The organism is Allokutzneria sp. A3M-2-11 16 (genome assembly GCF_024213555.1).
GTDB lineage: Bacteria > Actinomycetota > Actinomycetes > Mycobacteriales > Pseudonocardiaceae > Allokutzneria.
Map to the genome: position 1 here is coordinate 528,187 of NZ_JANAVO010000002.1, position 22,980 is coordinate 551,166.

The following is a 22,980-nucleotide window of genomic DNA, read 5'->3' on the forward strand; positions in this document are numbered from 1 at the left end:
CGCGATCAGAGGGCGGCCAGGATCGCGGCGAGCTCCTTGGGAGTCGTGATCATGGGCCAGTGACCCGTGTCGATGTCCACGCGCTTCCACGCGGGCGGAACGAACTGCTGGAACCGGGGCATGCCCGTCGCGACGAGTCCGCGGAAGTCGTCGCACGCAATCACGACGCGCTCGAACGCCTGCTCCTTGTCACTGATCCGCAGCGGTTGCTCGTACGAGCCGTAGGGGTGACCGACCGCCTTGGTGCTCAGGAAGTCGTAGGTGTCCTTATCGATGCCCGCGTCCTGGCTCAGCGCCTCGAAGGACGGGAACGGGAAGCGGTCGTCGACGTTCGGGATCGGGCCGCTGAAGTCCAACATCGACTCACCGTTCTCGAACGGCGCCGAGTCGAGGTAGACCAGCTTCGCCAGCCGCTCGCCCACGCGGTCGGCCACGCCGGTGATCACCATGCCCGCGTAGCTGTGCCCGACCAGCACCACGTCCTCGCGGTCGCCGATCACGGCGGTCACGTCGGCGATGTGCGTCTCCAGGTCGATCGAGGCCGCGTCACCGCCGCCGTCCAGGCCGCTGAGCGTCACCGCGTGCACCTCGTGGCCCTCCGCCCGCAGCAGGTCAGCGACCTCCGCGTAGGCCCAACCACCGATCCAGGCACCGGGAACCAGCACGTAAGTGGTCATCTCGTGTCTCCTCGCTCGTCGTCGTCGGGAGAACCGTAAAATCAAAACCGGACAGAACACGTCCGGATTAAGGTTGTGACCCGTGCCACATCCCACCACCCGGCTCCTGGCCATGCTGGAGCTGCTCCAGGCGCACCACCACCTGCTCGGCCGAGAGCTGGCGGAGCGGCTCGGTGTCGACGAGCGCACGGTCCGCCGCTACGCCAGCAGGCTGGCCGAGTTCGGCGTCCCGGTGGAGGCCGACCGCGGCCGGTACGGCGGTTACCGGCTGCGCCCCGGTTACAAGCTGCCGCCGCTGATGCTGAGCAACGATGAGGCCGTCGCGGTCACCTTGGGGCTCACCGCCTGCAAACGGATCGGTTTGGCGACAACGGAGCCCGCGGTCGACAGTGCCCTCGCGAAGATCCAACGCGTTCTCCCGCCCGCACTGCGCGAACGCACACAAGCAGTCCAAGAAGCGCTGGGATTCACGCTGCTCCCCCGTGAGAGCAAAGCTCCGGACACGGACACGTTGTTGGTCGTAGGCGAAGCCGTGCGCCGTAGGACACGCGTGCACCTCCGCTACCGGTCGTGGCGCGAAGAGGAGTCCGAGCGCGAACTGGACCCCTACGGCGTGGTCTTCCATTCCGGGCGTTGGTACGTCACGGGCCACGATCACCGCCACGGCGAGCTGCGCACGTTCAGGCTCGATCGCGTGCAGTCGGTTTCGTTGCAGGACAAGACGTTCGAGATACCCACGGACTTCAACGCGGTCGAGCACGTCACGCGGTCACTGGCGGGCGTGCTGTACACGTGGGAGGTCGAAGTTGTCGTAGAGGGCCCAGTCGACGCAGTGCGCAAACGCATCCCGCCTACGACAGGAACAGTGGTCGAAGAGCACGGCGTAGTCCTTCTGCGCACGCGCGCGGAGAAGCTGGACGGCATGGCGCGAATGCTCGCGAGCCTGGAATGGCCGTTCGTCATCCGCAAGCCCGTCGAGCTTCGCGCCGCGTTGCTCGACTTCTCCCGCCACCTGGCGAAATTGGCCGAGCGGGCGCCTTAAAAGAACGGCACCATGTGCCCATGTCGAAGACCGCGTCCGCATGCATGATCGTCCGCGCACCCGCGACAAAGGCGTTCCAAGCCTTCGCCGACCCGGCCGTGACCACGCGGTTCTGGTACAGCAAGAGCAGCGGGCCGATGGTCTCGGGCGCGACGCTGCGCTGGGAGTGGGAGACCTACGGCGCGTCGGCCGAGGTCCACGTCAAGGAGGTCGACGAGGGTCGGCTGATCCGGTTCGAGTGGGGCAACTACGAGCAGCCGACCACAGTCGAGCTGAAGTTCACCCCGCGCACGGCGGACGCCACCTTCGTCGAGGTCACCGAAACCGGCTTCACCGGCTCAGATGACGACGCCTTCCAATGGGTCAACGACACCGTCGGTGGCTTCACGACCGCGCTGTGCGCGATGAAGGCCCTACTGGAGCACGGCATCGAACTCAACGCGGTCCCCGACCACCATCCCGTCTAGCGGTCTAGAAGGCGTCCAGCAGCCCTGGACGTGGCCCTGCGAAGGCCGCGTCCAGCAACGCGTCCGTGCGGCCGTCACCGCCGTAGAGCAGGTCATACCGACGCAGCGCCGCCGTGCTCGCTCCGCCGCCGTAGAGCGTCGCGAGCCCGCGGCTGCCGATGACCACCTCGCCGCTGCCTCCTGGCTCCAACGTCGCCGAGCCCGCCGCCACCATCAGGCGGTGCGGTCCCGCGTTCCACGGACACACCTCGTCCACGATCTCCAGGTCCACGGTCGCCCGCAGCTCCGGCCACCCACGCGCCGCGATCGCCGCAGGCGCGTCCACGAGGCGCAGCATCCACGCATCCATCGACGCGCGCTCCAAATGCACGGGCAGCCCCCACACAAGCTCGTCGGGCACGGCCAGGCGCAGCTCCGTCGTAGGCGCCACGGTGCCCCAACTGCCGAACTGCGCAAGCAACGTCGTCAGTGCGCGCTCGGTCAACGTGATCAGGTCGGTGACTACGAGCTTCGCACCGAGGCCGTAGTTGTCCGTGCGCTGCCAGCTCGCATAGCCCTCCGCGCCGTCTGGTCCCTCCACCAACGTCATGCGGTACTCGTCGAGCACTTCGGCTGGAGTCGCCTTGAAGAGCGGCCCACTGCGCTCCATCAGGCCGTTCCCGGCGCGGGCGTAGGCGCGGTAGACCTCTTCCACCACAGGGAAGTCCTCGACCGTCACGGGGCGCACGGTCACACCGGGCGCGAGCCGCACCGACTGCAAGGCCGTTGTGGGAACGCGTTCGTCCACGATCGCGCCGACCTGTTCCCAACCGAGCTTGCGGTAGAGACCCGGCACGCTCGGCATCAACGTGCTGATCACCGCACCACGGTCCCGGGCGGCGCCGAGCAGGTGCTTGAGCAGCTTCTGCGCGACTCCGCCACCGCGGTACTCGGGCGCCACCGCGACGCCCGCGATGCCGCTGGTGGGCACGAGCCGCCCACCGAACCACTGGCCCTGTTCGCGGTCCGCGGCGTCCGCGACGAGGGTGCCCCGTTCGTCGAACACACCCCACCAATTCACGCCCGCGTGGTCCGCGATCGCCGGCAATGTGGCCTTGACCTGGGACAACGACTGGGTTCGACCAAACGCGACCCGGTTGAGCTCGTAGCGGGCGGGCACGTCTTCGTCGGCAAGCGGTCGGATCGTCAGCTCCACGCGCTCATTGTTGTGCAGCGGCACGCACTCCGACCACTAGAAATGACGGCAGCACCGCGAGGAACCGGTCACGCGATCCCCGCTCGGCCTGCTCAGCGAGCCAACCGTCAGCATCCGATGGGGCGATCTGCCGCAGCAGTGGTGCGAGCGCGGCATGATCGGTGTACACCGCCGCTTGGACCTCCACACGTACATCGGTGAAGCCGTTGTCCAGCAACAGCTCCCGGTACTTCAAGCCGCCGTTCGACGTGGACATCCGCTGGGCGTAGGCGCGCAGCAGCGAACGGGTCAGCTCGGGATCGTCGGAGGCCACGGCCCACATGTCGTAGTCCTGGCCGATCAGCGCGATCCGGCCCCGCGGCACGAGCACCCGGCGTGCCTCCGCCAATGCCCGCGACGGCTCGGCGAGCAGGTGGTACAGCCGCTGCGCGCGATAGCAGTCCACAGAGGATGATTCGACCGGCAGGCTCTCCGCGGTCCCCTGGCGAAAATCGCACGAAGGAAACCATTCGCGGGCGAAGGACAACGCATCACCGGCGTCGACCCCGATCGCCCGCGCGCCCAGCGAAGTCAGCTCGGCGACCGCGTGGCCCGTTCCGCACCCCACGTCGAGCACGACCTCATCCGGCTTCACCGCCAGGAGTTCGTGTGAGCGCTCCCTCAGCGCCTTGCCCTGCGGCATGCGCTCGGTCTGGTCCCAAAACGGCGGCTGAGTCACGCCGTCCACTATGCGCGATCAGCATCGACAACGCGGCAGCCAGCACGCTCAAGCACGCGGCGACATACCAAGCCACGGTGTACTCACCGAGCGAATCGCGAACCAGACCCGCCGCCGTCGCCGCGATCGCCGCACCGACCTGGTGTGAGGCGAAGACCCAACCGAAGACAACGGCACCATCCGCGCCGAAATGCTCACGGCACAGCGCCACGGTCGGCGGCACCGTAGCCACCCAGTCCAAGCCGTAGAAGATGATGAACACCAACATGCTCGGGTGCGCGGTCGCGTCGAACAGGCTGGGCAGGATCGCCAACGACACACCCCGCAGCCCGTAGTAGATCCCGAGCAGCACACGCGAGTCGATCCGGTCCGTCAGCCAACCGGAGAACACTGTGCCCGCGATGTCGAAGATGCCCACGAGCGCGAGCAGGCCCGCCGCAGCCGTACTAGGCATGCCGTGGTCGTGCGCAGCGGGAATGAAGTGCGTACCCACCAAGCCGTTCGTAGTCATCCCACAGATCGCGAAACCACCCGCGAGGTACCAGAACGCCTTAGTGCGAGCTGCGGAGAACAGTGCACGAACAGCCCGCCGAGCCGCCCCTTTTACGGGCGCGGGCGGTGCCGATACGGGACCTGGAGCGCCGTAGGCGGTCAAACCGACCTCGCCGGGGTGATCGCGCAACAGCCACAACACGAGCGGAACCACCGCCAGCGCCGCGAAGGCCACGGTAAGCGAGGCGAACCGCCACGTGCCCTGCTCCACGATCAGCGCGAGCAGCGGAAGAAACACCAACTGCCCGGCAGCGCCACCCGCGGTGAGCACTCCGGTCACGATGCCGCGGTGCTTGACGAACCACCGGTTGGTCACGGTCGCCACGAACGCCAACGCCATCGATCCCGTGCCGAGGCCGACGAAGACACCCCAGAACAGGATGAGCTGCCAGGACTGCGCCATGAACACCGTGAGGCCGCTGCCCGCGGCGACGAGAAGCAGCGCCCAAGCCACGACCTGCCGGATGCCGAAGCGGTCCATCAGCGCGGCGGCGAACGGTGACGTCAGGCCGTAGAGCAGCAGGTTGATCGAGACGGCGAGCGAGATCGTGCTCAGCGGCCAGCCGAACTCCTCGTGCAGCGGGTTGATCATCACTCCGGGGGTGGCCCGGAACCCGGCCGCGCCCACCAGCGCGATGAAGGCGATGGCGGCCACGAGCCAGGCGCGATGCGGTCTGTGCTTCACCGGTTGAGCCTCAACCAGCGGTTTCACCGGGACGAGTGGCCTGATGGCCAACCTGTGTCAGGATCGGGCCATGACCGGACCGCACCGCATCGCCGTGCTCGCGCTGGAGGGCTCGGTCGGCTTCGACCTCGGGGTGCCCACGCAGGTCTTCGGCGCCGCGCGGGACGAGGACGGCGAGCCGCTGTACGAGGTGCGCGTCTGCACCCCGGACGGTGGCCCGATCCGCTGCGCCGCGGGCTTCCGGGTCCAGCCCGAGCACGGCCCGGAGGCGCTGGACTGGGCGCAGACCGTGATCACCATCGGGATGCAGCAGGGCAGCCCGGTCAAGGACGGGGCGCTCGACCAGCAGGTGATCGACGTGTTGCGGCGGGCGGCGCGGCACGCTCGGATGATGTCGATCTGCACCGGCGCCTTCGTGCTCGCCGCGGCCGGGCTGCTCGACGGCAGGCCCGCGACGACGCACTGGAGCTACGCGCGCCGGTTCCAACGGCTGTTTCCGAGGGTCCTGCTCGATCCGGACGTCCTTTTCGTCGACGACGGCGACGTGCTGACCTCGGCGGGCGTCGGCGCGGGCCCGGACCTGTGCCTGTACGTCATCCGCCGCGACCACGGCAGCGGGGTGGCGAACCGGGCCGCCCGCCGCTGCGTGATCGCGCCCTGGCGGGACGGCGGCCAGTCGCAGTTCATCGAGCGCCCGCTGCCCGAGCCCGCCGGGGCGGGCACGTCGGCGACCCGCGAGTGGGCGCTGCACCGCCTCGGCGAGCCGCTGACCCTGCGCGAACTGGCCGAACACGCCCGGATGAGCGTGCGCACCTTCACCAGGCGCTTCCGCGAGGAGACCGGGATGAGCCCCGGCCAGTGGCTGGTGCACCAGCGGGTCGAGCACGTGCGGCGGCTGCTGGAGGACACCGACCTGCCGGTGGACCAGATCGCGACTCGGGCCGGTTTCGGCACGGCGGCTTCGCTGCGGCAACACCTTCGTGCCAGGCTCGGGGTCGCGCCGAGCGCGTACCGCAGGACCTTCCGGCCGGCGGGCTGAGAGCAGGAACCCGGCGGCTGCCCCGCTCGTTCACCGGGGGCGGGGCCGAAGGGGGATGGATGTCCACTGTGGACACGAACTGGGACGCACGAGAAGAGAAGCGGGACCAGCGCAGCGAGCGGGTGATCGCGGAGTTCCGCCAGCGCCCCTCGGTGCGCAGGCTGAGCAGGCCGATGATCGAGGGCGGCTCGCGCCGGTTCGAGCTGACCTACGTCCGCGAGGGCAGCCGGGGCGCGACGCCGCTGCTCGTCCTGCCCGGCGGCCCCGGCCTCGCCTCGGTGCTGCCCTACCACCGGCACCGGACGCTGGCCGCCCGCCGCGAGTTCGACGTGGTCATGGTGGAGCACCGCGGGATCGGCCTGTCCCGGCACGACGAGCTCGGCCACGACCTGCCCTTCGGCGCGCTCACCGTGGACGCCGCGGCCGACGACCTCGCCGCCGTGCTCGACGACTGCGACATCGAGCGCGCGGTGGTGCTAGGCAGCTCCTACGGCGCGTACCTCGCGCAGACCTTCGGCGCCAAGCACCCCGAGCGGGTCGCCGGGATGGTCCTGGATTCCACCTACTCCACCGTTTCGGACTTCGCGGTGGCGCGGGACGAAGTGCGCCGGTTGCTGTGGCACGGCCGCGACGCGGCGACCGCGGGCATCGCGGCGAAACTGCGCGAACTGGTGGGCAGCGGCGTGATCCCGGCCGAGGAGACCGGCAGCGTCATCCCCGTCTTCTACGAGCTGGGCGGGCCCGCGCTGGTGGACCGGCTGCTCGACGCGGTGGCCGCGGGCCGGTGGGGGCCGTGGCGGTGGATGCACCGGGTCGCCGACGAGGAGCTGGGCAAGCCGAGCCGGTACGTGCTGGAGCTGGACCTGGTCTCGGCGATGAACTACCGCGAGCTCTACGACCTCGAACCGGACGGCCTCCCGCTGGACCAGGCCGTGGCCTTCGCCAAGCACGCCAAGGGTTTCCCCGCTTTCGAGGGCGAACCGCGCTGCCTGTTGAGCGCACTGGAGGACTTCGACTGGCCGACCGCGGTGCTGACCGCCGAGCGCGACCTGCGGACCGTGCGCCCGGTGGCCGAGCGGACCGCGCGGCTGCTGCCGGACGGGGCGCTCGTGCCGTTCCGGGACATGCCGCACAGCGTGCTCGACAACCATCCGGTCGCCGCGCTGAACGCCGCCCGCGGGGTCGCGCTCGGCCAGCACCACCGCCTGCCCGCGATGGCGCCGAAACTGGCCGCGCTGCCCAGCGGGTCCGCGCGGTCGCTGCTGGGCCTGGGTCTGCGGACCTGGCTGACGGTGGCGCGCCCCTAGGTCATGTCTCAAGCCCGCGTCAGCCGGTTGGCCAGCGTGGACATCGTGTACGTGCCGATGCCCAGCACCACCTCCAGCGCGTTCTGCTTCGTGTAGCCGTGCGCCAGGAACGCGGACAGCGCCTCGTCGTCGACGGCTCCCGAGGTCGCCAGCACCGTGAGGGTGAACTGCCGTACCGCTTCGAGCCGTTCCTCGGGCAGTGTTCGTTGCTCGCGCAGCGCCGCGACCAGCTCCGGATGATCGCCGAGCTTCGCCGCGTGCATCTCGACGCACACGTGGCAGCCGTTGCGCACCGCCACCGTCATGATCACCGTCTCGCGGGCGGTCATGTCCAGCGTCGTGCTCTCGAAGATCCCGCTCAGCTTGAGGAAACCGTCCAGCAGGTGCGGTGACTCGGCGAGCCGGGCGACCGGCACCGGTACGAAGCCGAACTTCGCCCTGGTCGCTTCCATGGCCCGGCGGGACGCGGCGGGCGCGGTGTCGATCGTGTGCTCGGTAAACATGCGGACCCCCGGTAAACTCGACAACGTGGTTGACGAAAAGGTAAACCAGGTTGTCGAGTTGCGCAACCCTCCCGGGTTCGAGCTGCCCCTGCTGCTGTTCGCCGGGTTCCGCTCGATCATCGACCGGCTGCACGCGGAGCTGGCCGCGCAGGGGCACCCCGACGTGCGCCCGGCGTACGGCTTCGCGATGCAGGCGATCGGGGTCGCCGGTGCCACCGCGAGCGAGCTCGGCAGGCGCCTGGGCGTCTCCAAGCAGGCGGCGGGCAAGACGGTGGACCGCCTGGTCGCCCTGGGCTACGCCGAGCGGGCCGACGACGCCGCCGATGCCAGGCGCAAGCTCGTCCGGCTCACCCCGCGCGGCCTCGACTCACTCGCCCGGTCGGCCGCGATCTTCGACGAGCTCCGCGCACACTGGGAGAAATCCCTTGGCGCACAACAACTCCAGCAGGTCGAGTCGGCGCTGCGCACGATGGCCCCGGCCGACGGGTTCCGCCTCGACGCGGCGAGCTGGTTCGGCGCCTAGCGGGGCGCCAGCTCGGTCAGCGCGGCCTCAGCGCGCCGCATCGACTCCGCCGGATCGGCGTCCGGCGAACCGATCTCCGGGTCGAAGTTGAGGTCGGCGAACACCTCGGTCACGCCCTGTTCGGCGAGCACGGCGAGGTCGCCGCGGATCTCGGCGAAGGACCCGGTCAGCGGACGCCGCCCGGCAGCACCTCCGGGGCCCACCATGACCGGCCCGCGGCAGACGAAGCGCAGAGCCGACGCATCGCGCCCCGCGTCGGCTGCCGCCTCGCGGACGAGCGCGATCGAGTCGCCGATGGTGCGCAGATCGGTGCTACTGCTGCTGATCCAGCCGTCCGCGAGCCGCCCGGTGCGACGCAGAGCCGCTTCCGCCTTCGCCCCGAGCAACACCGGCGGATGCGGCCGCTGAACCGGCTTCGGATCCATCCTGGTGCGCGGAACGCGGTAGAACTCGCCTTCGTGCTCGACCTCCTCGTCCGTCCACAGTGCATGGAGAGCGGTGACGAACTCCTCCGCCCGGCGTCCGCGCCCACGCGGGTCGACACCGACCGCCGCGAACTCCTCAGCGGCCCAACCGATGCCGAGCCCCACGTCGAGGCGGCCGCCGGACATGATGTCCACCGTGGTGAGTTGCTTGGCCAGCAACACGGGCGAGAAGAACGGCAGGTTCAGCACGGCGACGCCGAGCCTGATCCGCTCGGTCAGCGCCGCGACGTAGGACAGCGCGACGATCGGGTCCTGCACGGCCCGGTACGGCTCGCCCCAGGACGCGTCCACCGGCGACAGCAGCCGTTGGAACGTCCACAGCGAGTCGTAGCCGAGCTCCTCCGCGCGGCGGGCGACCCGAGCGAGGTTCGGCGGGGTCGCCCACGAGCCGGACACCGGTGCCGCGAAACCGATCTTCACCGGGCCACGATAACCCTCACGTCGCGAAACAGCCGCAGCCCGAGCTCCCCCACTCCATCTTGGCCGTCTTCGCCGCTTCCTCGGCGTCGGCCAACATGCGCAGCCGCTGCTCCCGCGTGATCAGGCGTCCGCGCGCGACCACGGAGTCAACGCGCCGGGTGTTGCGGATGTCGGCGAGCGGGTTCGCTTCCAGGACAACGAGATCCGCGTCCTTGCCCGGCTCGACCGTCCCGGAGTTCCGACCGAACGCCCTTGCGGCGTCCCGAGTTGCCGACTGGAGCGCGGCCATCGGGCTCAACCCGACCTCCACCAACAACTCCAGCTCGTCGTGCAACCCGAAACCCGGGAAGCAGTACGGGTTGTTGGTGTCGGTGCCCGCGAGCACCCCCACACCGGCGGCATGCATCTCGGCCACCAATCGTTTCTGCGCGAGGAAGAACTCCCGTGCCGGTGCGATGGATCTCACCATGCCTTCCCAGTACGTCCGCATCGCCGCCGGGACGTACTTCAGCCGTGGGTCGTCACGAAGGGCCTCGACCGGCGAGGACAGCACCTTGAGCACGTGCAGCGTCGGCACCTGCCACGTGCGGTTGCGGCGGAAATCCGCGTACAACGCCGCCGCCTTGCCCTGGTCGTGGTGGCGCGCCGCGCCTTCTTCCAGCTTCCGCACCGCGTTGTACCAGCCACGCGAGTTCGCCGGATCCACCGGCAACCGCGCGATCCGCTCGCGCAGTTCCGCCTCGTTGGTCGCCGTCGCGGTGAACAGGCCGAAGAGGTGCTCGATCGTGCGCTGCCCGGAATCGCTCGCGTACCGCGCCGCGATCCGGTCCGGCAGGTGTCCCGCGAAGGGAACGCCCCGGCCGCGGCATTCATCGGCGATCGCGGCGTAGGTGGTTTCGTCGAGGTACTGGTAGATCTTGACGAACTCCGCACCGCCCGCCACCGCGGCGCGCACGGCCGCCCTGGCCTCGGCCGCCGTGCGGACCTGGGTCGCCCCGGCCTCGGCCTGCAACGAGTGCGGACCGTCAATGATGTTGCTGGACAACAGGATTCGCGGCCCGGCCAGCTCGCCGCGGTCGATTCGACGCCGGAACTCGTGCACATACGGGAAGCTCCACATGTCCCGCACACCGGTGACCCCGTTGGCCAGGAACAGCGGCGGGAAGATCCGGTCCCACGGCATGTGGTGCACGTGGGCGTCCCACAGCCCGGGGATCACGAACTTCCCGCGCACGTCGACCACGCGACAGCCGCGCGGGGCCTGCCGCTGTCCTACCGAGACGATGCGGTCCCCGTCCAGCACGATCGTCGCTGGCCGGGGCGCCGCTCCGGTCCCGTCGACGAGGACCCCGTTGACGAGCGCGGTCCGCTCCTCCGCGGCGGAGTCACCCGCCGTCAGCGCGAGCCCGAGCATGCCGAGGAACCGTCTGCGTGAAGCCGTCACGCCCTCGAAGTTACCGAATCACGCGCTGTGCGGTTCGGCCGTGAAGACTCAACCCTGGGAGATGTAGGCCTGGAGCTGTTCGCCGTGCTCCTCCAGCTGCGAGATCCGGCTCTTCACCACGTCACCGATGCTGACGATGCCGACGAGCACGCCGTCGCTGAGCACCGGGACGTGCCGGATGCGCCGTTCGGTCATCTGCACGGTGAGGGTGTCGACGGACTCCTCCGGCCCGCAGGTGAACACCTTGCTGGTCATGATCGCCGAGACCGGCCCGTCCAGCACGCCCGCCCCGTGCTCGTTCACCCGGCGCACGACATCGCGCTCGGAGACGATCCCGGCGAGCCCGCCCTCGCCGTCGACGACGACCAGCGCGCCGACGTTGTGCTCGGCCAGCGCCGCGAGCAGCGCGGTCACCGACCTCTGCTGTTGGATGGTGGCCACGGCTGAACCCTTGCCGCGCAACACGTCCGCGATCCTCATGGGAGTCTCCGTTCCTCGTCGGAGCGGTGCCTACCCTCCGGCACGCTAGCGACTGGGCCCCGCACCGCGATAGCCCGAATGTTCGGGTTCACCCACTTCGCCGGTGTTCACGCCACCTGGGACGAAGGGGCGTCGTAGGTGTTGCAGGCGGCGGTCGAACGCTTGCGGAACCCGTCTGTCCCCCAGCGCACCTGGTTGGGGATCTTGCCGTGGGTGTCGTCGGCGACGGTGTCGTTGAAGGAGCGGACAGCGGCGTCGGCGAGCTGCCTGGTGACCGTGCCGCGCCCGGCCGCGGCGGCGATGAACAGGCCGGAGAAGCAGTTGGCCTGCAGCTCCTGGCGGCGGATGAGCTCCAGGCCCGCCGGGCTCTTCTCGCCCGCCTTGCGCACCGCCATGCCGTTGGCCAGCGCGATCCCGCTGAGCAGCTGCACGTGGTGCCCGTACTCGTGCCCGAGCAGGTTCAGGTGCCCGGCCCGGTGCGACTCGACGGCGTCGAGCACGGTCGCCCTCGGCACGTAGATCGTCCGGTCCGCGCCGCAGTAGAACGCGGTCGCCTCGTCGCCCGCGGGCGCGGGGCCGCAGCCGGTGGTCGGGTTGTCCTCGATGTTCAGCTCCGGCGAGCCGAACGGCAGGTTGGCCTGGTCGAGCGCGGGCCGCCAGGCGTCGTCCATGCAGGTGATCATGGCCTTGTAGTAGGCCCGCAGCTGCTCGGCCGCCCGGCCGAACTTCGGCAGCCCGCAGGTGATCTCGCGCAGCCCGATCCCGTTGGCCAGCAACGGGTTGTCGCCCGTCTTCAGCGCGGGCCGCACCACCGGGCGCTCGGTCGTGGTCGCCACCGGCGGGGCTGCCTCGACCGCGACCCCGCGCACCACCCCGGCCTCCGGCTCGAACACCAGCACCGCGGCGAACACCACCGCTGCCGCCAGCCCCGCGACCGCCTCGCGCACTCCCATCGGGCCAGCATAGGGTTTACCGGGTACCGCCCTGGGTGGGTCGATCAGCGATCTCGTCGTTGAGCCTGCGGAACCGGCGGTAGTCGCCGGGGCTGACGAACATCGGCGGGACGCGCAGCAGGAACCACGCCAGGACGAGGTCGGCCTGCCCGTAGGTGGTCCACTCCCCGCCGAAGCGGGTGAACAGCAGCATCCGCCAGCGGACCCGCTCCCGGAACAGGTCGACCTCGGCCTCGGTGAAACCCCAGTACCGGAGGTTGCCCTCGATCCGCTCCTTGACCTCGTCGTAGTCGCGGTCCAGGAAGGGTTCGAGCAGGTGCCCCCACACGTCGGGCCGGTGCACCAGCGTCACCCCGGCCGCCCACAGCCGCTCGGCCAGCTCCTCGCTCTGCTCGGCGGCGAGGAAGATCGTCCGGCCGTCCCGTAACCGCAGCTCCGGCGGGGTCGCGGACGGATCGGCGTCGCGGATGTCGGACCACGCGACGAAGTCGCCGACGTAGCTCGCCTCGGCGCAACCGGCCTTCCAGCGCAGCCGCATGCCGTCCGGTTCGAAGCAGACGGGACCGGAGACGGGGAGATAGGCGAACACGAAGGCCAGTATTACCACTTACAGACAGGGATAAGCGTGATTTCGGCCCCGGGCGGCCCACTCGGCACCCATCCGGCTCACGGCCATGGTCCAAGATCCACCGGACACGGCGCCCGACCGGCGAGTTGTGCGGCACGTTCCTGGACCGAGCCGGTCAGCTCCACGCCCTCGGGCAGGCGCCCGGCCAGGAACACCTGTAGGTGCGAGCACAGGTGCTCCGGCCAGTCCGCGGTGCGGTAGCCCAGGTCGAGGTCGGCGGTGTGCACCTCCAGCTCGCGCCAGTACGCCAGCACGGTCCCGGCCAGGTCGCCCTGCCGGTAGCTCACCGGCCGCGCCCAGTCCGCCTCGCCGACCGTGCCCCACACCCGCTCCAGTTCCTCGGTCGCCGCGACGAGCCCGCGCACGGCTTCCTCGGCAGGGCGGGTGGCTCCGGCTTCGATCGCGGCCGCGCGTCCGGTGGCTCCGCCGTCGTAGACCTCGATCGTGCGGCCGGCCAGCGCGTATTCGGCCTGCCTGGTGAACGCGGCGGCCAGGTTCGCCAGGTGCACCACCACGTGCAGCCGCGACCAGCCGGGCAGCGCGGACGGCTCCGCCAGCTCCGATCCGTCCACAAGGGACAGAAGTCGGCGGTGTCCGTTGTGGATCTCGGCCAGTCGTTCGATCACGGCCACAGCAGCTCCTTCGTCCATCCGTCGTCGCCGAGCCGGTAGCTCAGCCTGGTGTGCCGCCGGTCGGGATCTCCTTGCCAGAACTCGACTTCGTCGGCGTGCAGCGTGTAGAGCGTCCAGTCCGGGAACACCAGCCCCGGATCGGCGTCGATCCGCGCACGGGCGTGGTCCACGGCGGGTCCGACCTGCTCCGCGTCCGCCAGGCGCTGCCCCTGCATGCCGAGCAGGGCGACCGCGCGGGCGCTTGGGCTCCTGCCGAGGAAATCGGCCGCGCTGAGGTCGGTGTCGGCCGCGCTCACCGCGCCGCGCACGCGCACCTGCCTACCCAGCGACGACCAGTAGAAGGTCAGCGCCGCCCAAGGGTTCGCGGCCAGCTCCCGGCCTTTGCGCCCCGCCCGGGAGGAGGCGAACTGCCAGCCGTCTCCCTTGAGGTCCTTGAGGATCAGCACCCGCGCCGACGGCCACCCATGTTCGTCCACAGTGGACAAAGTGGCGGCGTGCGGCTCCCGCACACCGGCCTCGACGGCCTCCGTCAGCCAGTCGGCGAACAGGGGCGCGGGCGCGGGTGGCGCGACCGCGGGATCGAAGGACGGCAGCGGTCCGACCAGGGACGGCAGTCCGAGCACGGCAACTCCCTAATGGCTTCTATCGGTATTCCCATTAGGCAAGCTACATGGTTGCAAGCCGAAAAACCATTAGACTGCGGTCGTGGACCAGCTCCTGGACTTCGTGAGCACCATCCGGCACGACGGGCACGGAGGCGTGGCCGACGCACTCTCGACCGAGTGGGTGGCGGAACGCTTCGGCGCTCAGGTGCCGGACGACTCGCTGCCCCGGATCGTCGAGCTGCGCCGCGCGATCCGCTCGCTGTTCGCCCTGGCGGTCCGCCCCGATCCGCCGAGCAAGGCCGACGCGAACCGGCTCATGGACCCGCAGGAGGCCGTGGCAACGCTGAACGCGGCGGCGCGCCCTCGGCTGACGCAGCTCACTTGGCCCGCAAACGGCATGCCGTCCCTGATCGACCGCATGGAGCCAACCGACGTGACCACCACCGTGCTCGCAACGCTCGCGCAGGCAGCGATCCAGTTCCTGACCGGCCCAGAACGCGAGCGCCTACAAGCATGTCCGGCCCCGCGCTGCGTGCTCTACTTCGTCAAGCAGCACCCGCGCCAGGCATGGTGCAAACCCTCATGCGGCAACCGCGCGCGCGTCAGCAAGTACTACAAAACCCATCGCTGACCCCGCGCCCGTAGGACGGTCTTCAAGTACCCCCAACCCCACCCAAAACCGTCTCAAACCGCCCCCAACCCTCCGGGGGTTGGACGCGGTTAACGACCGCTGGGGCGGGGGTTGGCGGTACTTGAAGACGCCAGAACCCCGCTAGTCCCGCGTGCGTGCACCGCCGAGCGCGATGACGAGGCCGATCGAGGCGATCACGACGTTGCGGAAGGCCGCCTCCACGCCGTTCCACTTCGAGGACTGCCACATCTGGAACCACTCGCCGCCGATCGCGATGAACCCGCCGCCGAACAGCAGCACGGCCATCACCCAGCCCACGACGGCCAGCCGCCGCGCGGTCTCCTCGCGACCCCGCCGCAGCCACGCGACGAACGCGGCGACCAGCACCGCCGCGGTCACCGCCTCCCACACGATGATCAGCACGTAGGCGATCGTGACGACGGCGGGACTGGTGATCGCCCGCCACATCACGTCGGGATCGTTGAACGTGGTGTCCATCGCCAGCACGTGCACGACGAACTGCTCGTTCGTGCCGTAGTCGGTCACGTTGCCAAGGACGATCAGCACGAAGTACAGCGCCGTGACACCGGTCAGCGCGGCCAGTGCGACGCGCGCGGTACCGAACCTGCCGATCACGTTCATGTCGTTGTCCCCCTTGGCATCGGCAACATCACCGGCGGTTACGGTACGCCGCCGCGGCCGTTCCCGCTCCCATCATCACCATGATGACCGTGGCCATGGTCCACTTCCGGGCGGGTGTCAGCGAGGTCTGCGCGACCTCCTTCTTCTTGAGGTCGGACACGGGCAGCGGCTTGGACTTCGGCTTCGGCGGCGGGGCGGGCGGCGGCGCCGTGGTGGGTGGCGGCTCCGTCGTGACCGGAGGAGTCGTCGTCGGCGGGGCGGTGGTGGTCGTCGTCGGAGTGGGCCGGGGCGTCGTCGGAGTGGGCTTCGGCGGCGGTGGGGGCGGAGGCGGAGAAGGCGGCGCCGCAAGGCATCCCGCGCCGTCGGCGGCCACCACCCGGGGCCCCTGCGCGACCTCCCGCGTCGCGCCCGAGCCGTCGAGCGAGATGTGGAAGACGCGGCTGGCCCCGTGCGAGTTGTTGTTGAGCGCGTACATGTTCCGCGCGGAGTCGATCACCACGGCGCCGTAGGAGGACCAGCCCGGCAGCTCGGGGTGCGTGGGGAGTTTGGTGACGGCACCGGTGGAAGGGTTGATGCGCACCAGGATTCCGTGCAGCGGTCCGCTGGAGGACACCCCGTAGAGCTGCCCGTCCGCTTCGTTGACCGCGAAGTCGTCGACGCCCTCGACGGGCCAGCTCGGCCGCATCCGGACCGCGCTCAGCACCCCGAGGAAGGTCGGGCTCGACGGGTTGATGTCCAGCGCGTACAGCGTGGAGTCATCGCGCAGGTAGAGCCGGTTCCCGGAGGCCGCGCCCGCGTAGGCGTCGAGGAAACCGCTGTGCGGCAAGCGAACCGGGCCGGTCTTGCGCACCGGGCCGAGGTCGGTGACCCGCCCCTGGTTGTCGATGGTGACCACGTGCGCGATGTGCCGGAACGGCCCGCTCCGGTCCCGCGAGGCGATGCCGTAGGTCAGTCCCTGGGAGCGCGCGAAGCCGATCGCGTTCACCGCGAAGTCCAGCTGCCGCTGGGAAACCGGGTTCCACGAGGGTGACTGGACCCGGAGCAGCGTGGACAGGGACCCGTGCCCCGTCGTCCGCACTTGGTAGGCGGTGCAGACCGGCGGGGCGGCCTCGCCGTCCGGCAGCGGGACGACAGCGACCAGCACCAGGGCCGTTCCGCACACGACAACGATTCGACCCCGCCACCGTAATGGAGCAACGGAATACGACATTCGAGCACCACTTCCGGTATCGCACCGTGTTTTCACCCGGCGCGGACGCCTTCTGTCCCATCTGTTCAGCGACTGTACGGCCCAAGCCCACCGTGATGTAATTCTGCCCCAGAAAGGGGCCGAATTGAATATCTACACCATTGGGTTACTTTGGGTCCTGGGTGCTTCGGCCGTGGCGGCCACCATCGCGGTGGTGCTGCAGACGAAGTTCGGCTGGGACGACGAGCGGAACAACTCCTCGGCGGGCAGCGTGTTCGCCGTGGTCGGCGGCCTGCACGCGGTGCTGACCGCCTTCGTGCTGATCTCCCTGTTCGACGCCTCCGCCAAGGCGCGCACCGACTCCGCCCAGGAGGCCAACGCCCTCGTCGCGGTGCACTGGGCGGGCAGTTCGCTCCCGGAGCCGACGAAAGACCAGGTCAAAGAGCTGGTCAGGACGTATGCCGCCTCGGTGATCAACGAGGAGTGGCCCCGGATGCGCGAGTCCGAGCCGATCGCGGCCACCGGCGCGCAGACCCTGGAACGGCTCAAGACCGTCATCGCCGAGGCGAAGCCCGAGGGCGACTGGCAGGAGAGCAGGCAGGCCGAGGCGGCCAACCAGCTGTGGCAGGTCTACCAGTCCCGCCAGTCCCGGGTGGACGCGGCAGGCAAGGGCGTGAACAGCGTGGTGTGGTTCGCGCTGATCATCGGCGGCATTATGTCGGTTTCATTCCCGTATCTGTTCGGCGGCCCCAACCTGGTCCCGCACGTCATTATCGTGGTGGCCCTGACCGCGACCATCACGCTGCTGCTCTTCGCTATCTCACAGATGGAGAATCCGTACAGCGGCGGTGCTCATGTCAACCCGGACGCATTTCGCGCCGCCGCCGAACGACTCCTCTAGGAAATAGCTCGCCTACCAGCCGGGAAGCGGTTCCCGCGCGGTCAGCCAGCCCTCCGGCACCACCGACCGCGTGGCCACCACCCCACCGACGATGGCCCCCGTCGTATCGACGTCGCCGCCCGCCTCGACGCACGCGGTGATCGCGGCGGCGTAGTCGTCCAGGTGGGTCGCGGCCACCCACAGGGTGAAGGGAACCGTGTCCTGCGCGGTCACCCTGGACCCGTTACCGAGTTGGTACGCCGCCTCGGCCGTAGAGCAACCGAGCAACCCGGCGGCTTTGGCAATTCCCTGTCTCACTTGCCCTTCAGCCGTCTGGTCCAGGACCGCGGCGAGCAGGTCGCGCGCGGTCGTCCGGGGGTCGGCCGCGTGCGCCGCGGCGAGGGCGATCGCGACAGCTCCGGCGATCCCCTCCGGGTGCAGGTGCGTGACCTCGGCGGACAGCGCCGCCTCCCGTGCGGCGCGCGCCGGGTCGTCAGCGAAGTACGCGCCCAGCGGAGCGACCCGCATCGCCGCCCCGTTGCCGCACGACCCCTGGCCGCCGAAGGCTTCCCCGGCGACCGCGCGCCAGGGCTCGCCCTCGCGGATGCGGCGCAGGATCACCACCGCGCCGGGACCGTAGCCGCGATAGGGCTCGCAGCGCTCGGCGAACGCCATCGCCAGCCGATCCTGTTGTACAGAGCCATGATCTCGGAGTTCGGCGGCCAGAGTGCACGCCATCTCGGTGTCGTCGGTCCACGGCCACGGGGGCGGTGGGGTCTTTCCGGCGAGGAGGTCCGGCACCGAGGAGCCGGGGACGAAGAACTGGGCGCCGAGCGCGTCGCCGACGGAGAGCCCGTCAAGTGAGTCGGAAGTGCGTTTCCCTGTGTCGGAGGTAGAAGTCATCGCGGCGGATCATGCCAGGTCCCGCGGTGTTCCGGCAGCAACACCGAGTCGATGTGAGCGACGACGACCGCGCGCGCCCGCTCCGGCGTCATCCGCTCCGGCTCCGTCGCGACCTGCACCGACAGCCCGTCGAAGAGCGCGTGCAGCCGGTCCGTCTCCAAATCGACATCGATCTGTGCGGACGTCATCCCCGCGTCGCGCAATCCCCCGACCAGCCCAGCGAACAGTTCCGAGGTGTCACTCGCAGTCGCGGTGTTGAACGCCCGCGCTTCGGCGTCGACCAGCACCCGAGACAGGAAAGCCACCCACAGCTCCGCGGCGACCCGCGCATCGGAGTCCACCGGTAGCAACCGCTCCACCAGCGCGAACACCAGCGCTCGCGGATCTTCCGGCATCCCCTCCTCGTTCCGCAGCCGTTCCTCCGCTCCGTCGACGGTCATCCGCATGGCGAAGGTCAGCAGCTCGTCCTGGGTGGCGAAGTAGTACTGCACCGAACTCGGCGACCAGCCCGCCTCCCTGGCCACGGCGCGCACCGACGCGGCGCCCAGCCCTTCCCGGCGGACCACGCTCCACACGGCTCTGGCCAGCTCCCGCCTGCGCTGGTCGTGGTCGACGATCTTCGGCACACCCCCACTCTAGCCATCCCGGATTTTTTCTGTACAGTCGTACGAAATCGAGGGGGGACACCATGCATCCGTACTTCCGGGCACTTCTGGGCACCGCGGCCTTCGCGATCGCCCTAGGTGTGGCGGGCGGTAGCGGCACTGGCCACCTGGTCACCGCCCTGCTGTGCGGTGGCATCGCGGTCCCACTGATCATCGTGCTGTGCAGGCAGGTGGACCGCCGACCGCTGTCCGATTTGGACATTCGCTGGTCTGCGCGGTCCTTCAGCCTCGGCTTCCTCGTCACCGCGAGCTCGGCGACGATCACGGTCGGCACCGCGACCGCGCTCGGCTGGCTGCGTTGGGGTCCCGTGGACCTGTTGGCGCTGCTGGGTTTTCTCGGCACCAACGCGGTGATCGCCTTCGCACTGGAGGCACTGCCGGAGGAGCTGGCGTTCCGCGGCTACGTCTTCCAGAACCTGCGCGAGCACCACAAGCAGGGCTGGGCGATGGCGCTCACCACCGCGCTGTTCATGGTCGCGCCTGGTCTGTCCACAGTGGTCGCTTCAGGGATTTCGGCTCTGTTGGGCGGAGATTCGCCCCCGCCGTCAATCGCCCCGGCTGGCGAGGAACCCGTCTCGTACCTGCTGCTGCTCGCCCTGTTCGGCTACACGCTGCTCGTCGCCAGGACCGCGACCGGCTCGCTGTGGACGAACATCGCCCTGCACCTGACCTTCTTGTCCGTCAACAGGATCGTCCTCGGCCGCGCGGATGGCGCACCCGTCGAGATCGTCGCTCCCGAGGCACTGCTCGCCGTCCCGGCCTACCTCGTGCTCACCGTCGCGACCTTCAAGCTCATCACGCGCTACCGCTCGTCGACCACTTCGGCCGCCAGCCTGTGCAGATAGTCCGCGAACCTCTTGCGATCAGCCGGTTCCCAGTGCGCGACCAGGCTGTCGAACCGCTCCTGCTGCCACCTGTGCGAGGCGTCCAGCAACTCCGCCCCCGCGTCGGTCAGCCGCACCGTGACCCGACGCGCGTCGACCGCCGAGGCTTCCCGCGCCACATACCCGGCGGCCACCGCCTCGGTGATCATGCGGCTGGCCACCGACCGGTCCACCCCGAGCTGGTGCGCGACCCCGGCGGTGTCCCCGGTCAAGCTGACCGCCTCCACCACCTGGACATACACCCTCTCGTCCGTATGCCCGGCCACCTCCCCGGCCCACCTGCGCGACCAGAACCGCACCAGCCGGAACAGCTCCGGCCCACCTCGTTTCACCGCCACGCCCACATCCTGCCACTTGTTCCGTGCAAATCACACGGATAGTGTGTGCAATATGCACATATATGTCCTCGTCAACGCCCACTGGCACGGAGCATGGTGCTGGGACCTGACCGCCACCGCGCTCCGCCGCGCGGGCCACACCATCCTCACCCCCGACCGCGCCACCGTCGAGGAGATCCGCGATCTCGTTGTGGCCCAACCCGAACCCGTGATCCTCGTCGGTCACAGCTCTTCCGGCATGCAGATCTCCGCTGTCGCTGAGCTCGCCCCTCAGCACGTGCGCACACTCGTCTACATCGCCGCGTTCTTGCTCCCCAACGGCGTTCTCCCACCCGACGTCATGCGCGACGACACCGAGTCCGTCCTGCGCGACCACCTCGTGCTGGACAACGATCAACTCACCGTGTCCGAGCCCGAGAAGGTGCTCTTCGAGGACTGCTCTCCCGAGGTCGCCTCATGGGCGTCAGCCCACCTCGTCCCCGAACCCGTGATCCCGCTCGGCGGCCCCGAAGTCCTTCTGACAGACCAGAATTTCGGCCGCGTCCCCCGCGTGTACATCGAGTGCCTCAACGACCGCGCGCTCGGCATCACCACCCAGCGCCGCATGCACGCCGCCCTGCCCTGCTCACAGGTCTACAGCCTGCCCAGCGGTCATTCCCCGTTCTTGTCCATGCCCGACCGCCTGGCAGTTTGCTTGTTGGACTTGACGAGCCAACCACGCAGTTGATCGTCATCACTGAGGCTGATCAATCGGACAAGTTCGGCGTTGCCACGATGGTTCGGCGCATGCAGCAGACGCTGTTTCCAGTCGTCCGCGTACTCCCGCAGGGCATCGATCATCTCCGCGACCGCCTCGCCGAACGACTCGCCGTCAACAGCCACGGGCACCCCTGGGATGGAGATGGACCAGCCGCCGGTCTCGCACACCGCCAGCACTCGCAACGGTAGCCGGTCAGGCTCCGGGCTCGGCTCGAAGATCACATCAATCCCCGCTCGGCGATCCAGGTGCCGAACTCCGCTCCGGTCATCGGCAGACGCATTCCGGTGTCACGAAGCGCGTCCACCAGGCTTCCCGCGCCCACCACCGTTTGCTTGCCGTTCCGGCAAGCCCTGGCGAGCAGCCACACCGTGCCGTGAACTTCCAACCCGTACTTCCGCGCGACTCGCGTGGCGGCCTGGTCGTCGGTGACCGCCATTCCCTTCAGCAGTTCGGCCGCCGCGAACACGCTGGCCTCACCCTGGTTTCGATCACCCGCACCGATCCGATCGATGCGCGCGAAGTGGTTGAGGCACATGGCATCCAGGACCAGCGCGGAGGGCGGTGGCGTTGAATCGTCACTCACGGCTCGAAGTCCACGTCCGGCTTGATCGGGAGGTCGTCCGCCACGATCTGCCCGTGCATCAGCTCAACGGCTCGGGCGGTCGTGATGTAGTCCTCATGCCAGGCCACCATGACGGCATGGGCATAGCTCGGTGGAACGCGTACCGAGGACAGGTCGGCCTGCGGCGCCCACCCGACGGCTTCGCGGAGTTCGGCGCGCGTAGGCGCGACGGAACACCACTTGGCCACCTGGCCGACCTCGATCACACCCGCGAACGCCGCTTGCCGCACCGCCAGCGACCACGACGTTCGGAAGACGGCGGCGAGTCTGGTCAGCTCGGACCGTCGATCGGCACCCACCACGTGCTTCGCCACCACTTCCTCCGGCAGCAGCAATTCCGCGGCGAAGGCGTCCACAACGCTTTCCCGATCCGCTCGCGACGCCGAGACCCCCAGATCACTCGAGTACTCGTCGCCGAGCACGAGGTGACCGAGTTCGTGCGCCGCGGTGGTCCGTCTCCGCCCTGGATCGGGCTGTCTGCTGACAACGGCCACCGCGACGTCCTCGTCGACGACCGATGCACCTTCACCGGGCAGGTCCGTGACGAGGACGAACTGCCCTGCCTGCGCGCACACCGACATCAGCGTCTCGATCGGCTCGTTCCGAAGATCGAGATGATCGCGAACCCAGCGTGCGGCCACGCGTGCGTCATGCGCGTTGTGCACTGGTTCCGGGTAGATCAGCAGCGGCTGGAGCGGCAGCACCTCCAGCTTGACCAGCTGACGAACATCGTGGAGCCAGGTGAGGAGGCTGGCGTCGAGCCGATAGGACTGCCGAGCCGCCTCGGTGTCGGTGTCGTCGACCAGTTGCGCGCGCCTGGACAGCACCGGAGGCCATCGCCGCAAGAAATGACTCATGGGAACGCCCAGCGCTGAGGACAGCCTGGCCAGTTCCATCGCGTCGACCCTGCGGTCCCCGGATTCGATCTTCGCCAGCTTCGTGCGTTCGAGACCGATCTTCCCGGCGAGTCCCTCCTGGGACAGACCGGCCGCGAGGCGACACTCGCGCACCCGCCCGCCGATCTCAGACCACCCCACCGACTCCATCGTGCGATTTTCGCACGGACCGGGCGCTACGTCGAGCCAGCCCAAGAGGGCGGGAGCCGACTCGC

29 protein-coding genes are annotated in these 22,980 nt (G+C 69.4%); 9 read left to right on the forward strand and 20 right to left on the reverse strand.

Annotated elements, in window-relative coordinates:
• Nucleotides 1-5: 5 nt before the first annotated feature.
• Entirely contained in the window at nucleotides 6-677 is a 672-nt protein-coding gene (locus tag NLX83_RS20550) for an alpha/beta fold hydrolase (RefSeq protein ID WP_254236701.1), read from the reverse strand.
• An 82-nt stretch (nucleotides 678-759) separates the two neighbouring features.
• On the opposite strand from NLX83_RS20550, the gene NLX83_RS20555 reads away from it, so the two are divergent.
• On the forward strand, nucleotides 760-1,719 hold the full coding sequence (locus NLX83_RS20555) for a helix-turn-helix transcriptional regulator (RefSeq protein WP_254236702.1): 960 nt from the start codon (nucleotides 760-762) through the stop codon (nucleotides 1,717-1,719).
• Nucleotides 1,720-1,739: 20 nt separating this feature from the next.
• Nucleotides 1,740-2,186: an SRPBCC family protein gene (locus NLX83_RS20560; RefSeq protein WP_254236703.1), complete on the forward strand. Its 447-nt coding sequence runs from the start codon at nucleotides 1,740-1,742 to the stop codon at nucleotides 2,184-2,186.
• Nucleotides 2,187-2,190: 4 nt separating this feature from the next.
• Here the strand turns inward: NLX83_RS20560 and NLX83_RS20565 are convergent, their stop codons facing one another.
• Genes NLX83_RS20565 through NLX83_RS20575 form a run of 3 tightly spaced genes read right to left on the reverse strand, consistent with a single transcriptional unit; the run spans nucleotide 2,191 to nucleotide 5,336 of the window.
• Complete coding sequence (locus NLX83_RS20565; RefSeq protein WP_254236704.1) at nucleotides 2,191-3,381, reverse strand: GNAT family N-acetyltransferase; 1,191 nt, start codon at nucleotides 3,379-3,381, stop codon at nucleotides 2,191-2,193.
• Nucleotides 3,382-3,385: 4 nt separating this feature from the next.
• Nucleotides 3,386-4,015, reverse strand: a complete 630-nt coding sequence (locus tag NLX83_RS20570; protein WP_254236705.1) for a methyltransferase domain-containing protein — start codon at nucleotides 4,013-4,015, stop codon at nucleotides 3,386-3,388.
• Nucleotides 4,002-5,336 carry an MFS transporter gene (locus tag NLX83_RS20575; RefSeq protein WP_254236706.1) on the reverse strand — a complete coding sequence of 445 codons (1,335 nt, stop codon included), beginning with the start codon at nucleotides 5,334-5,336 and terminating at the stop codon, nucleotides 4,002-4,004. The genes NLX83_RS20570 and NLX83_RS20575 overlap by 14 nt, the downstream gene beginning before the upstream one ends.
• Nucleotides 5,337-5,406: 70 nt before the next feature.
• On the opposite strand from NLX83_RS20575, the gene NLX83_RS20580 reads away from it, so the two are divergent.
• Complete coding sequence (locus NLX83_RS20580; RefSeq protein WP_254236707.1) at nucleotides 5,407-6,375, forward strand: GlxA family transcriptional regulator; 969 nt, start codon at nucleotides 5,407-5,409, stop codon at nucleotides 6,373-6,375.
• Nucleotides 6,376-6,434: 59 nt separating this feature from the next.
• The gene (locus tag NLX83_RS20585; RefSeq protein ID WP_254236708.1) at nucleotides 6,435-7,682 is read left to right on the forward strand and encodes an alpha/beta fold hydrolase; all 1,248 of its coding nucleotides are present in this window, start codon (nucleotides 6,435-6,437) and stop codon (nucleotides 7,680-7,682) included.
• An 8-nt stretch (nucleotides 7,683-7,690) separates the two neighbouring features.
• Here NLX83_RS20585 and NLX83_RS20590 read toward each other — a convergent pair whose 3' ends face one another.
• A complete protein-coding gene (locus NLX83_RS20590) occupies nucleotides 7,691-8,185 on the reverse strand; it encodes a carboxymuconolactone decarboxylase family protein (protein ID WP_254236709.1) in 495 nt (164 codons plus the stop codon).
• On the opposite strand from NLX83_RS20590, the gene NLX83_RS20595 reads away from it, so the two are divergent.
• Nucleotides 8,184-8,708, forward strand: a complete 525-nt coding sequence (locus tag NLX83_RS20595) for a MarR family winged helix-turn-helix transcriptional regulator (protein WP_254236710.1) — start codon at nucleotides 8,184-8,186, stop codon at nucleotides 8,706-8,708. The genes NLX83_RS20590 and NLX83_RS20595 overlap by 2 nt on opposite strands.
• Here the strand turns inward: NLX83_RS20595 and NLX83_RS20600 are convergent.
• The 7 genes from NLX83_RS20600 to NLX83_RS20630 all read right to left on the reverse strand — a co-directional run bounded on the left by NLX83_RS20600 (nucleotide 8,705) and on the right by NLX83_RS20630 (nucleotide 14,373).
• Entirely contained in the window at nucleotides 8,705-9,613 is a 909-nt protein-coding gene (locus NLX83_RS20600; RefSeq protein ID WP_254236711.1) for a TIGR03619 family F420-dependent LLM class oxidoreductase, read from the reverse strand. The genes NLX83_RS20595 and NLX83_RS20600 overlap by 4 nt on opposite strands.
• 16 nt (nucleotides 9,614-9,629) lie before the next feature.
• Nucleotides 9,630-11,057: an amidohydrolase family protein gene (locus NLX83_RS41920; protein WP_254236712.1), complete on the reverse strand. Its 1,428-nt coding sequence runs from the start codon at nucleotides 11,055-11,057 to the stop codon at nucleotides 9,630-9,632.
• A 48-nt stretch (nucleotides 11,058-11,105) separates the two neighbouring features.
• Nucleotides 11,106-11,537 carry a CBS domain-containing protein gene (locus NLX83_RS20610; protein ID WP_254236713.1) on the reverse strand — a complete coding sequence of 144 codons (432 nt, stop codon included), beginning with the start codon at nucleotides 11,535-11,537 and terminating at the stop codon, nucleotides 11,106-11,108.
• Nucleotides 11,538-11,644: 107 nt separating this feature from the next.
• Nucleotides 11,645-12,490 (reverse strand): neutral zinc metallopeptidase, encoded by an 846-nt coding sequence (locus tag NLX83_RS20615; protein WP_254236714.1) that lies wholly within the window; start codon nucleotides 12,488-12,490, stop codon nucleotides 11,645-11,647.
• A gap of 16 nt (nucleotides 12,491-12,506) precedes the next feature.
• Nucleotides 12,507-13,079, reverse strand: coding sequence for a hypothetical protein (locus tag NLX83_RS20620; protein WP_254236715.1), 573 nt, complete (start codon nucleotides 13,077-13,079; stop codon nucleotides 12,507-12,509).
• A gap of 77 nt (nucleotides 13,080-13,156) precedes the next feature.
• Nucleotides 13,157-13,750, reverse strand: a complete 594-nt coding sequence (locus NLX83_RS20625) for a maleylpyruvate isomerase family mycothiol-dependent enzyme (protein ID WP_254236716.1) — start codon at nucleotides 13,748-13,750, stop codon at nucleotides 13,157-13,159.
• A complete protein-coding gene (locus NLX83_RS20630; RefSeq protein ID WP_254236717.1) occupies nucleotides 13,741-14,373 on the reverse strand; it encodes a pyridoxine/pyridoxamine 5'-phosphate oxidase in 633 nt (210 codons plus the stop codon). Before NLX83_RS20630 ends, NLX83_RS20625 begins: the two co-directional genes overlap by 10 nt.
• Before the next feature lie 82 nt (nucleotides 14,374-14,455).
• On the opposite strand from NLX83_RS20630, the gene NLX83_RS20635 reads away from it, so the two are divergent.
• A complete protein-coding gene (locus NLX83_RS20635; protein WP_254236718.1) occupies nucleotides 14,456-14,986 on the forward strand; it encodes a CGNR zinc finger domain-containing protein in 531 nt (176 codons plus the stop codon).
• A gap of 141 nt (nucleotides 14,987-15,127) precedes the next feature.
• On the opposite strand, the gene NLX83_RS20640 is transcribed toward NLX83_RS20635, so the two are convergent.
• Together NLX83_RS20640 and NLX83_RS20645 are read right to left on the reverse strand one after the other, a co-directional pair.
• Entirely contained in the window at nucleotides 15,128-15,628 is a 501-nt protein-coding gene (locus tag NLX83_RS20640) for a DUF2165 domain-containing protein (RefSeq protein WP_254236719.1), read from the reverse strand.
• A 28-nt stretch (nucleotides 15,629-15,656) separates the two neighbouring features.
• Nucleotides 15,657-16,790, reverse strand: a complete 1,134-nt coding sequence (locus NLX83_RS20645; RefSeq protein ID WP_254236720.1) for a DUF6923 family protein — start codon at nucleotides 16,788-16,790, stop codon at nucleotides 15,657-15,659.
• A 220-nt stretch (nucleotides 16,791-17,010) separates the two neighbouring features.
• On the opposite strand from NLX83_RS20645, the gene NLX83_RS20650 reads away from it, so the two are divergent.
• Nucleotides 17,011-17,718 (forward strand): bestrophin-like domain, encoded by a 708-nt coding sequence (locus NLX83_RS20650; protein WP_254236721.1) that lies wholly within the window; start codon nucleotides 17,011-17,013, stop codon nucleotides 17,716-17,718.
• A 12-nt stretch (nucleotides 17,719-17,730) separates the two neighbouring features.
• Here the strand turns inward: NLX83_RS20650 and NLX83_RS20655 are convergent, their stop codons facing one another.
• Together NLX83_RS20655 and NLX83_RS20660 are read right to left on the reverse strand one after the other, a co-directional pair.
• The gene (locus NLX83_RS20655; RefSeq protein WP_254236722.1) at nucleotides 17,731-18,600 is read right to left on the reverse strand and encodes an ADP-ribosylglycohydrolase family protein; all 870 of its coding nucleotides are present in this window, start codon (nucleotides 18,598-18,600) and stop codon (nucleotides 17,731-17,733) included.
• On the reverse strand, nucleotides 18,597-19,226 hold the full coding sequence (locus tag NLX83_RS20660) for a TetR/AcrR family transcriptional regulator (RefSeq protein ID WP_254236723.1): 630 nt from the start codon (nucleotides 19,224-19,226) through the stop codon (nucleotides 18,597-18,599). Before NLX83_RS20660 ends, NLX83_RS20655 begins: the two co-directional genes overlap by 4 nt.
• A gap of 62 nt (nucleotides 19,227-19,288) precedes the next feature.
• Here NLX83_RS20660 and NLX83_RS20665 point away from each other — a divergent pair, with 62 nt between their 5' ends.
• Entirely contained in the window at nucleotides 19,289-20,110 is an 822-nt protein-coding gene (locus NLX83_RS20665) for a CPBP family intramembrane glutamic endopeptidase (protein WP_254236724.1), read from the forward strand.
• On the opposite strand, the gene NLX83_RS20670 is transcribed toward NLX83_RS20665, so the two are convergent.
• A complete protein-coding gene (locus NLX83_RS20670) occupies nucleotides 20,068-20,487 on the reverse strand; it encodes a MarR family winged helix-turn-helix transcriptional regulator (RefSeq protein WP_254236725.1) in 420 nt (139 codons plus the stop codon). The two genes, NLX83_RS20665 and NLX83_RS20670, sit on opposite strands and share 43 nt — an antisense overlap.
• A gap of 52 nt (nucleotides 20,488-20,539) precedes the next feature.
• Here NLX83_RS20670 and NLX83_RS20675 point away from each other — a divergent pair, with 52 nt between their 5' ends.
• Nucleotides 20,540-21,214, forward strand: a complete 675-nt coding sequence (locus tag NLX83_RS20675; protein WP_254236726.1) for an alpha/beta fold hydrolase — start codon at nucleotides 20,540-20,542, stop codon at nucleotides 21,212-21,214.
• Here NLX83_RS20675 and NLX83_RS20680 read toward each other — a convergent pair.
• From NLX83_RS20680 to NLX83_RS20690, 3 genes are read right to left on the reverse strand one after another with little or no spacing between them, the layout of a single operon-like run.
• On the reverse strand, nucleotides 21,139-21,468 hold the full coding sequence (locus NLX83_RS20680) for a hypothetical protein (RefSeq protein WP_254236727.1): 330 nt from the start codon (nucleotides 21,466-21,468) through the stop codon (nucleotides 21,139-21,141). The two genes, NLX83_RS20675 and NLX83_RS20680, sit on opposite strands and share 76 nt — an antisense overlap.
• Nucleotides 21,465-21,830, reverse strand: a complete 366-nt coding sequence (locus NLX83_RS20685) for a hypothetical protein (RefSeq protein WP_254236728.1) — start codon at nucleotides 21,828-21,830, stop codon at nucleotides 21,465-21,467. Before NLX83_RS20685 ends, NLX83_RS20680 begins: the two co-directional genes overlap by 4 nt.
• A complete protein-coding gene (locus tag NLX83_RS20690; protein WP_254236729.1) occupies nucleotides 21,827-22,906 on the reverse strand; it encodes a helix-turn-helix domain-containing protein in 1,080 nt (359 codons plus the stop codon). Before NLX83_RS20690 ends, NLX83_RS20685 begins: the two co-directional genes overlap by 4 nt.
• Between the last annotated feature and the right edge of the window lie 74 nt (nucleotides 22,907-22,980).

What these genes read in the sequence shown, in the direction of transcription:
- NLX83_RS20550 (WP_254236701.1), bottom strand. Translation starts at nt 677, where the DNA reads ATGACCACTTACGTGCTGGTTCCCGGTGCCTGGATCGGTGGTTGGGCC.
- NLX83_RS20560 (WP_254236703.1), top strand. Translation starts at nt 1,740, where the DNA reads ATGTCGAAGACCGCGTCCGCATGCATGATCGTCCGCGCACCCGCGACA.
- NLX83_RS20580 (WP_254236707.1), top strand. Translation starts at nt 5,407, where the DNA reads ATGACCGGACCGCACCGCATCGCCGTGCTCGCGCTGGAGGGCTCGGTC.
- NLX83_RS20585 (WP_254236708.1), top strand. Translation starts at nt 6,435, where the DNA reads ATGTCCACTGTGGACACGAACTGGGACGCACGAGAAGAGAAGCGGGAC.
- NLX83_RS20595 (WP_254236710.1), top strand. Translation starts at nt 8,184, where the DNA reads ATGCGGACCCCCGGTAAACTCGACAACGTGGTTGACGAAAAGGTAAAC.
- NLX83_RS20590 (WP_254236709.1), bottom strand. Translation starts at nt 8,185, where the DNA reads ATGTTTACCGAGCACACGATCGACACCGCGCCCGCCGCGTCCCGCCGG.
- NLX83_RS20610 (WP_254236713.1), bottom strand. Translation starts at nt 11,537, where the DNA reads ATGAGGATCGCGGACGTGTTGCGCGGCAAGGGTTCAGCCGTGGCCACC.
- NLX83_RS20615 (WP_254236714.1), bottom strand. Translation starts at nt 12,490, where the DNA reads ATGGGAGTGCGCGAGGCGGTCGCGGGGCTGGCGGCAGCGGTGGTGTTC.
- NLX83_RS20640 (WP_254236719.1), bottom strand. Translation starts at nt 15,628, where the DNA reads ATGAACGTGATCGGCAGGTTCGGTACCGCGCGCGTCGCACTGGCCGCG.
- NLX83_RS20655 (WP_254236722.1), bottom strand. Translation starts at nt 18,600, where the DNA reads ATGACTTCTACCTCCGACACAGGGAAACGCACTTCCGACTCACTTGAC.
- NLX83_RS20665 (WP_254236724.1), top strand. Translation starts at nt 19,289, where the DNA reads ATGCATCCGTACTTCCGGGCACTTCTGGGCACCGCGGCCTTCGCGATC.
- NLX83_RS20675 (WP_254236726.1), top strand. Translation starts at nt 20,540, where the DNA reads ATGCACATATATGTCCTCGTCAACGCCCACTGGCACGGAGCATGGTGC.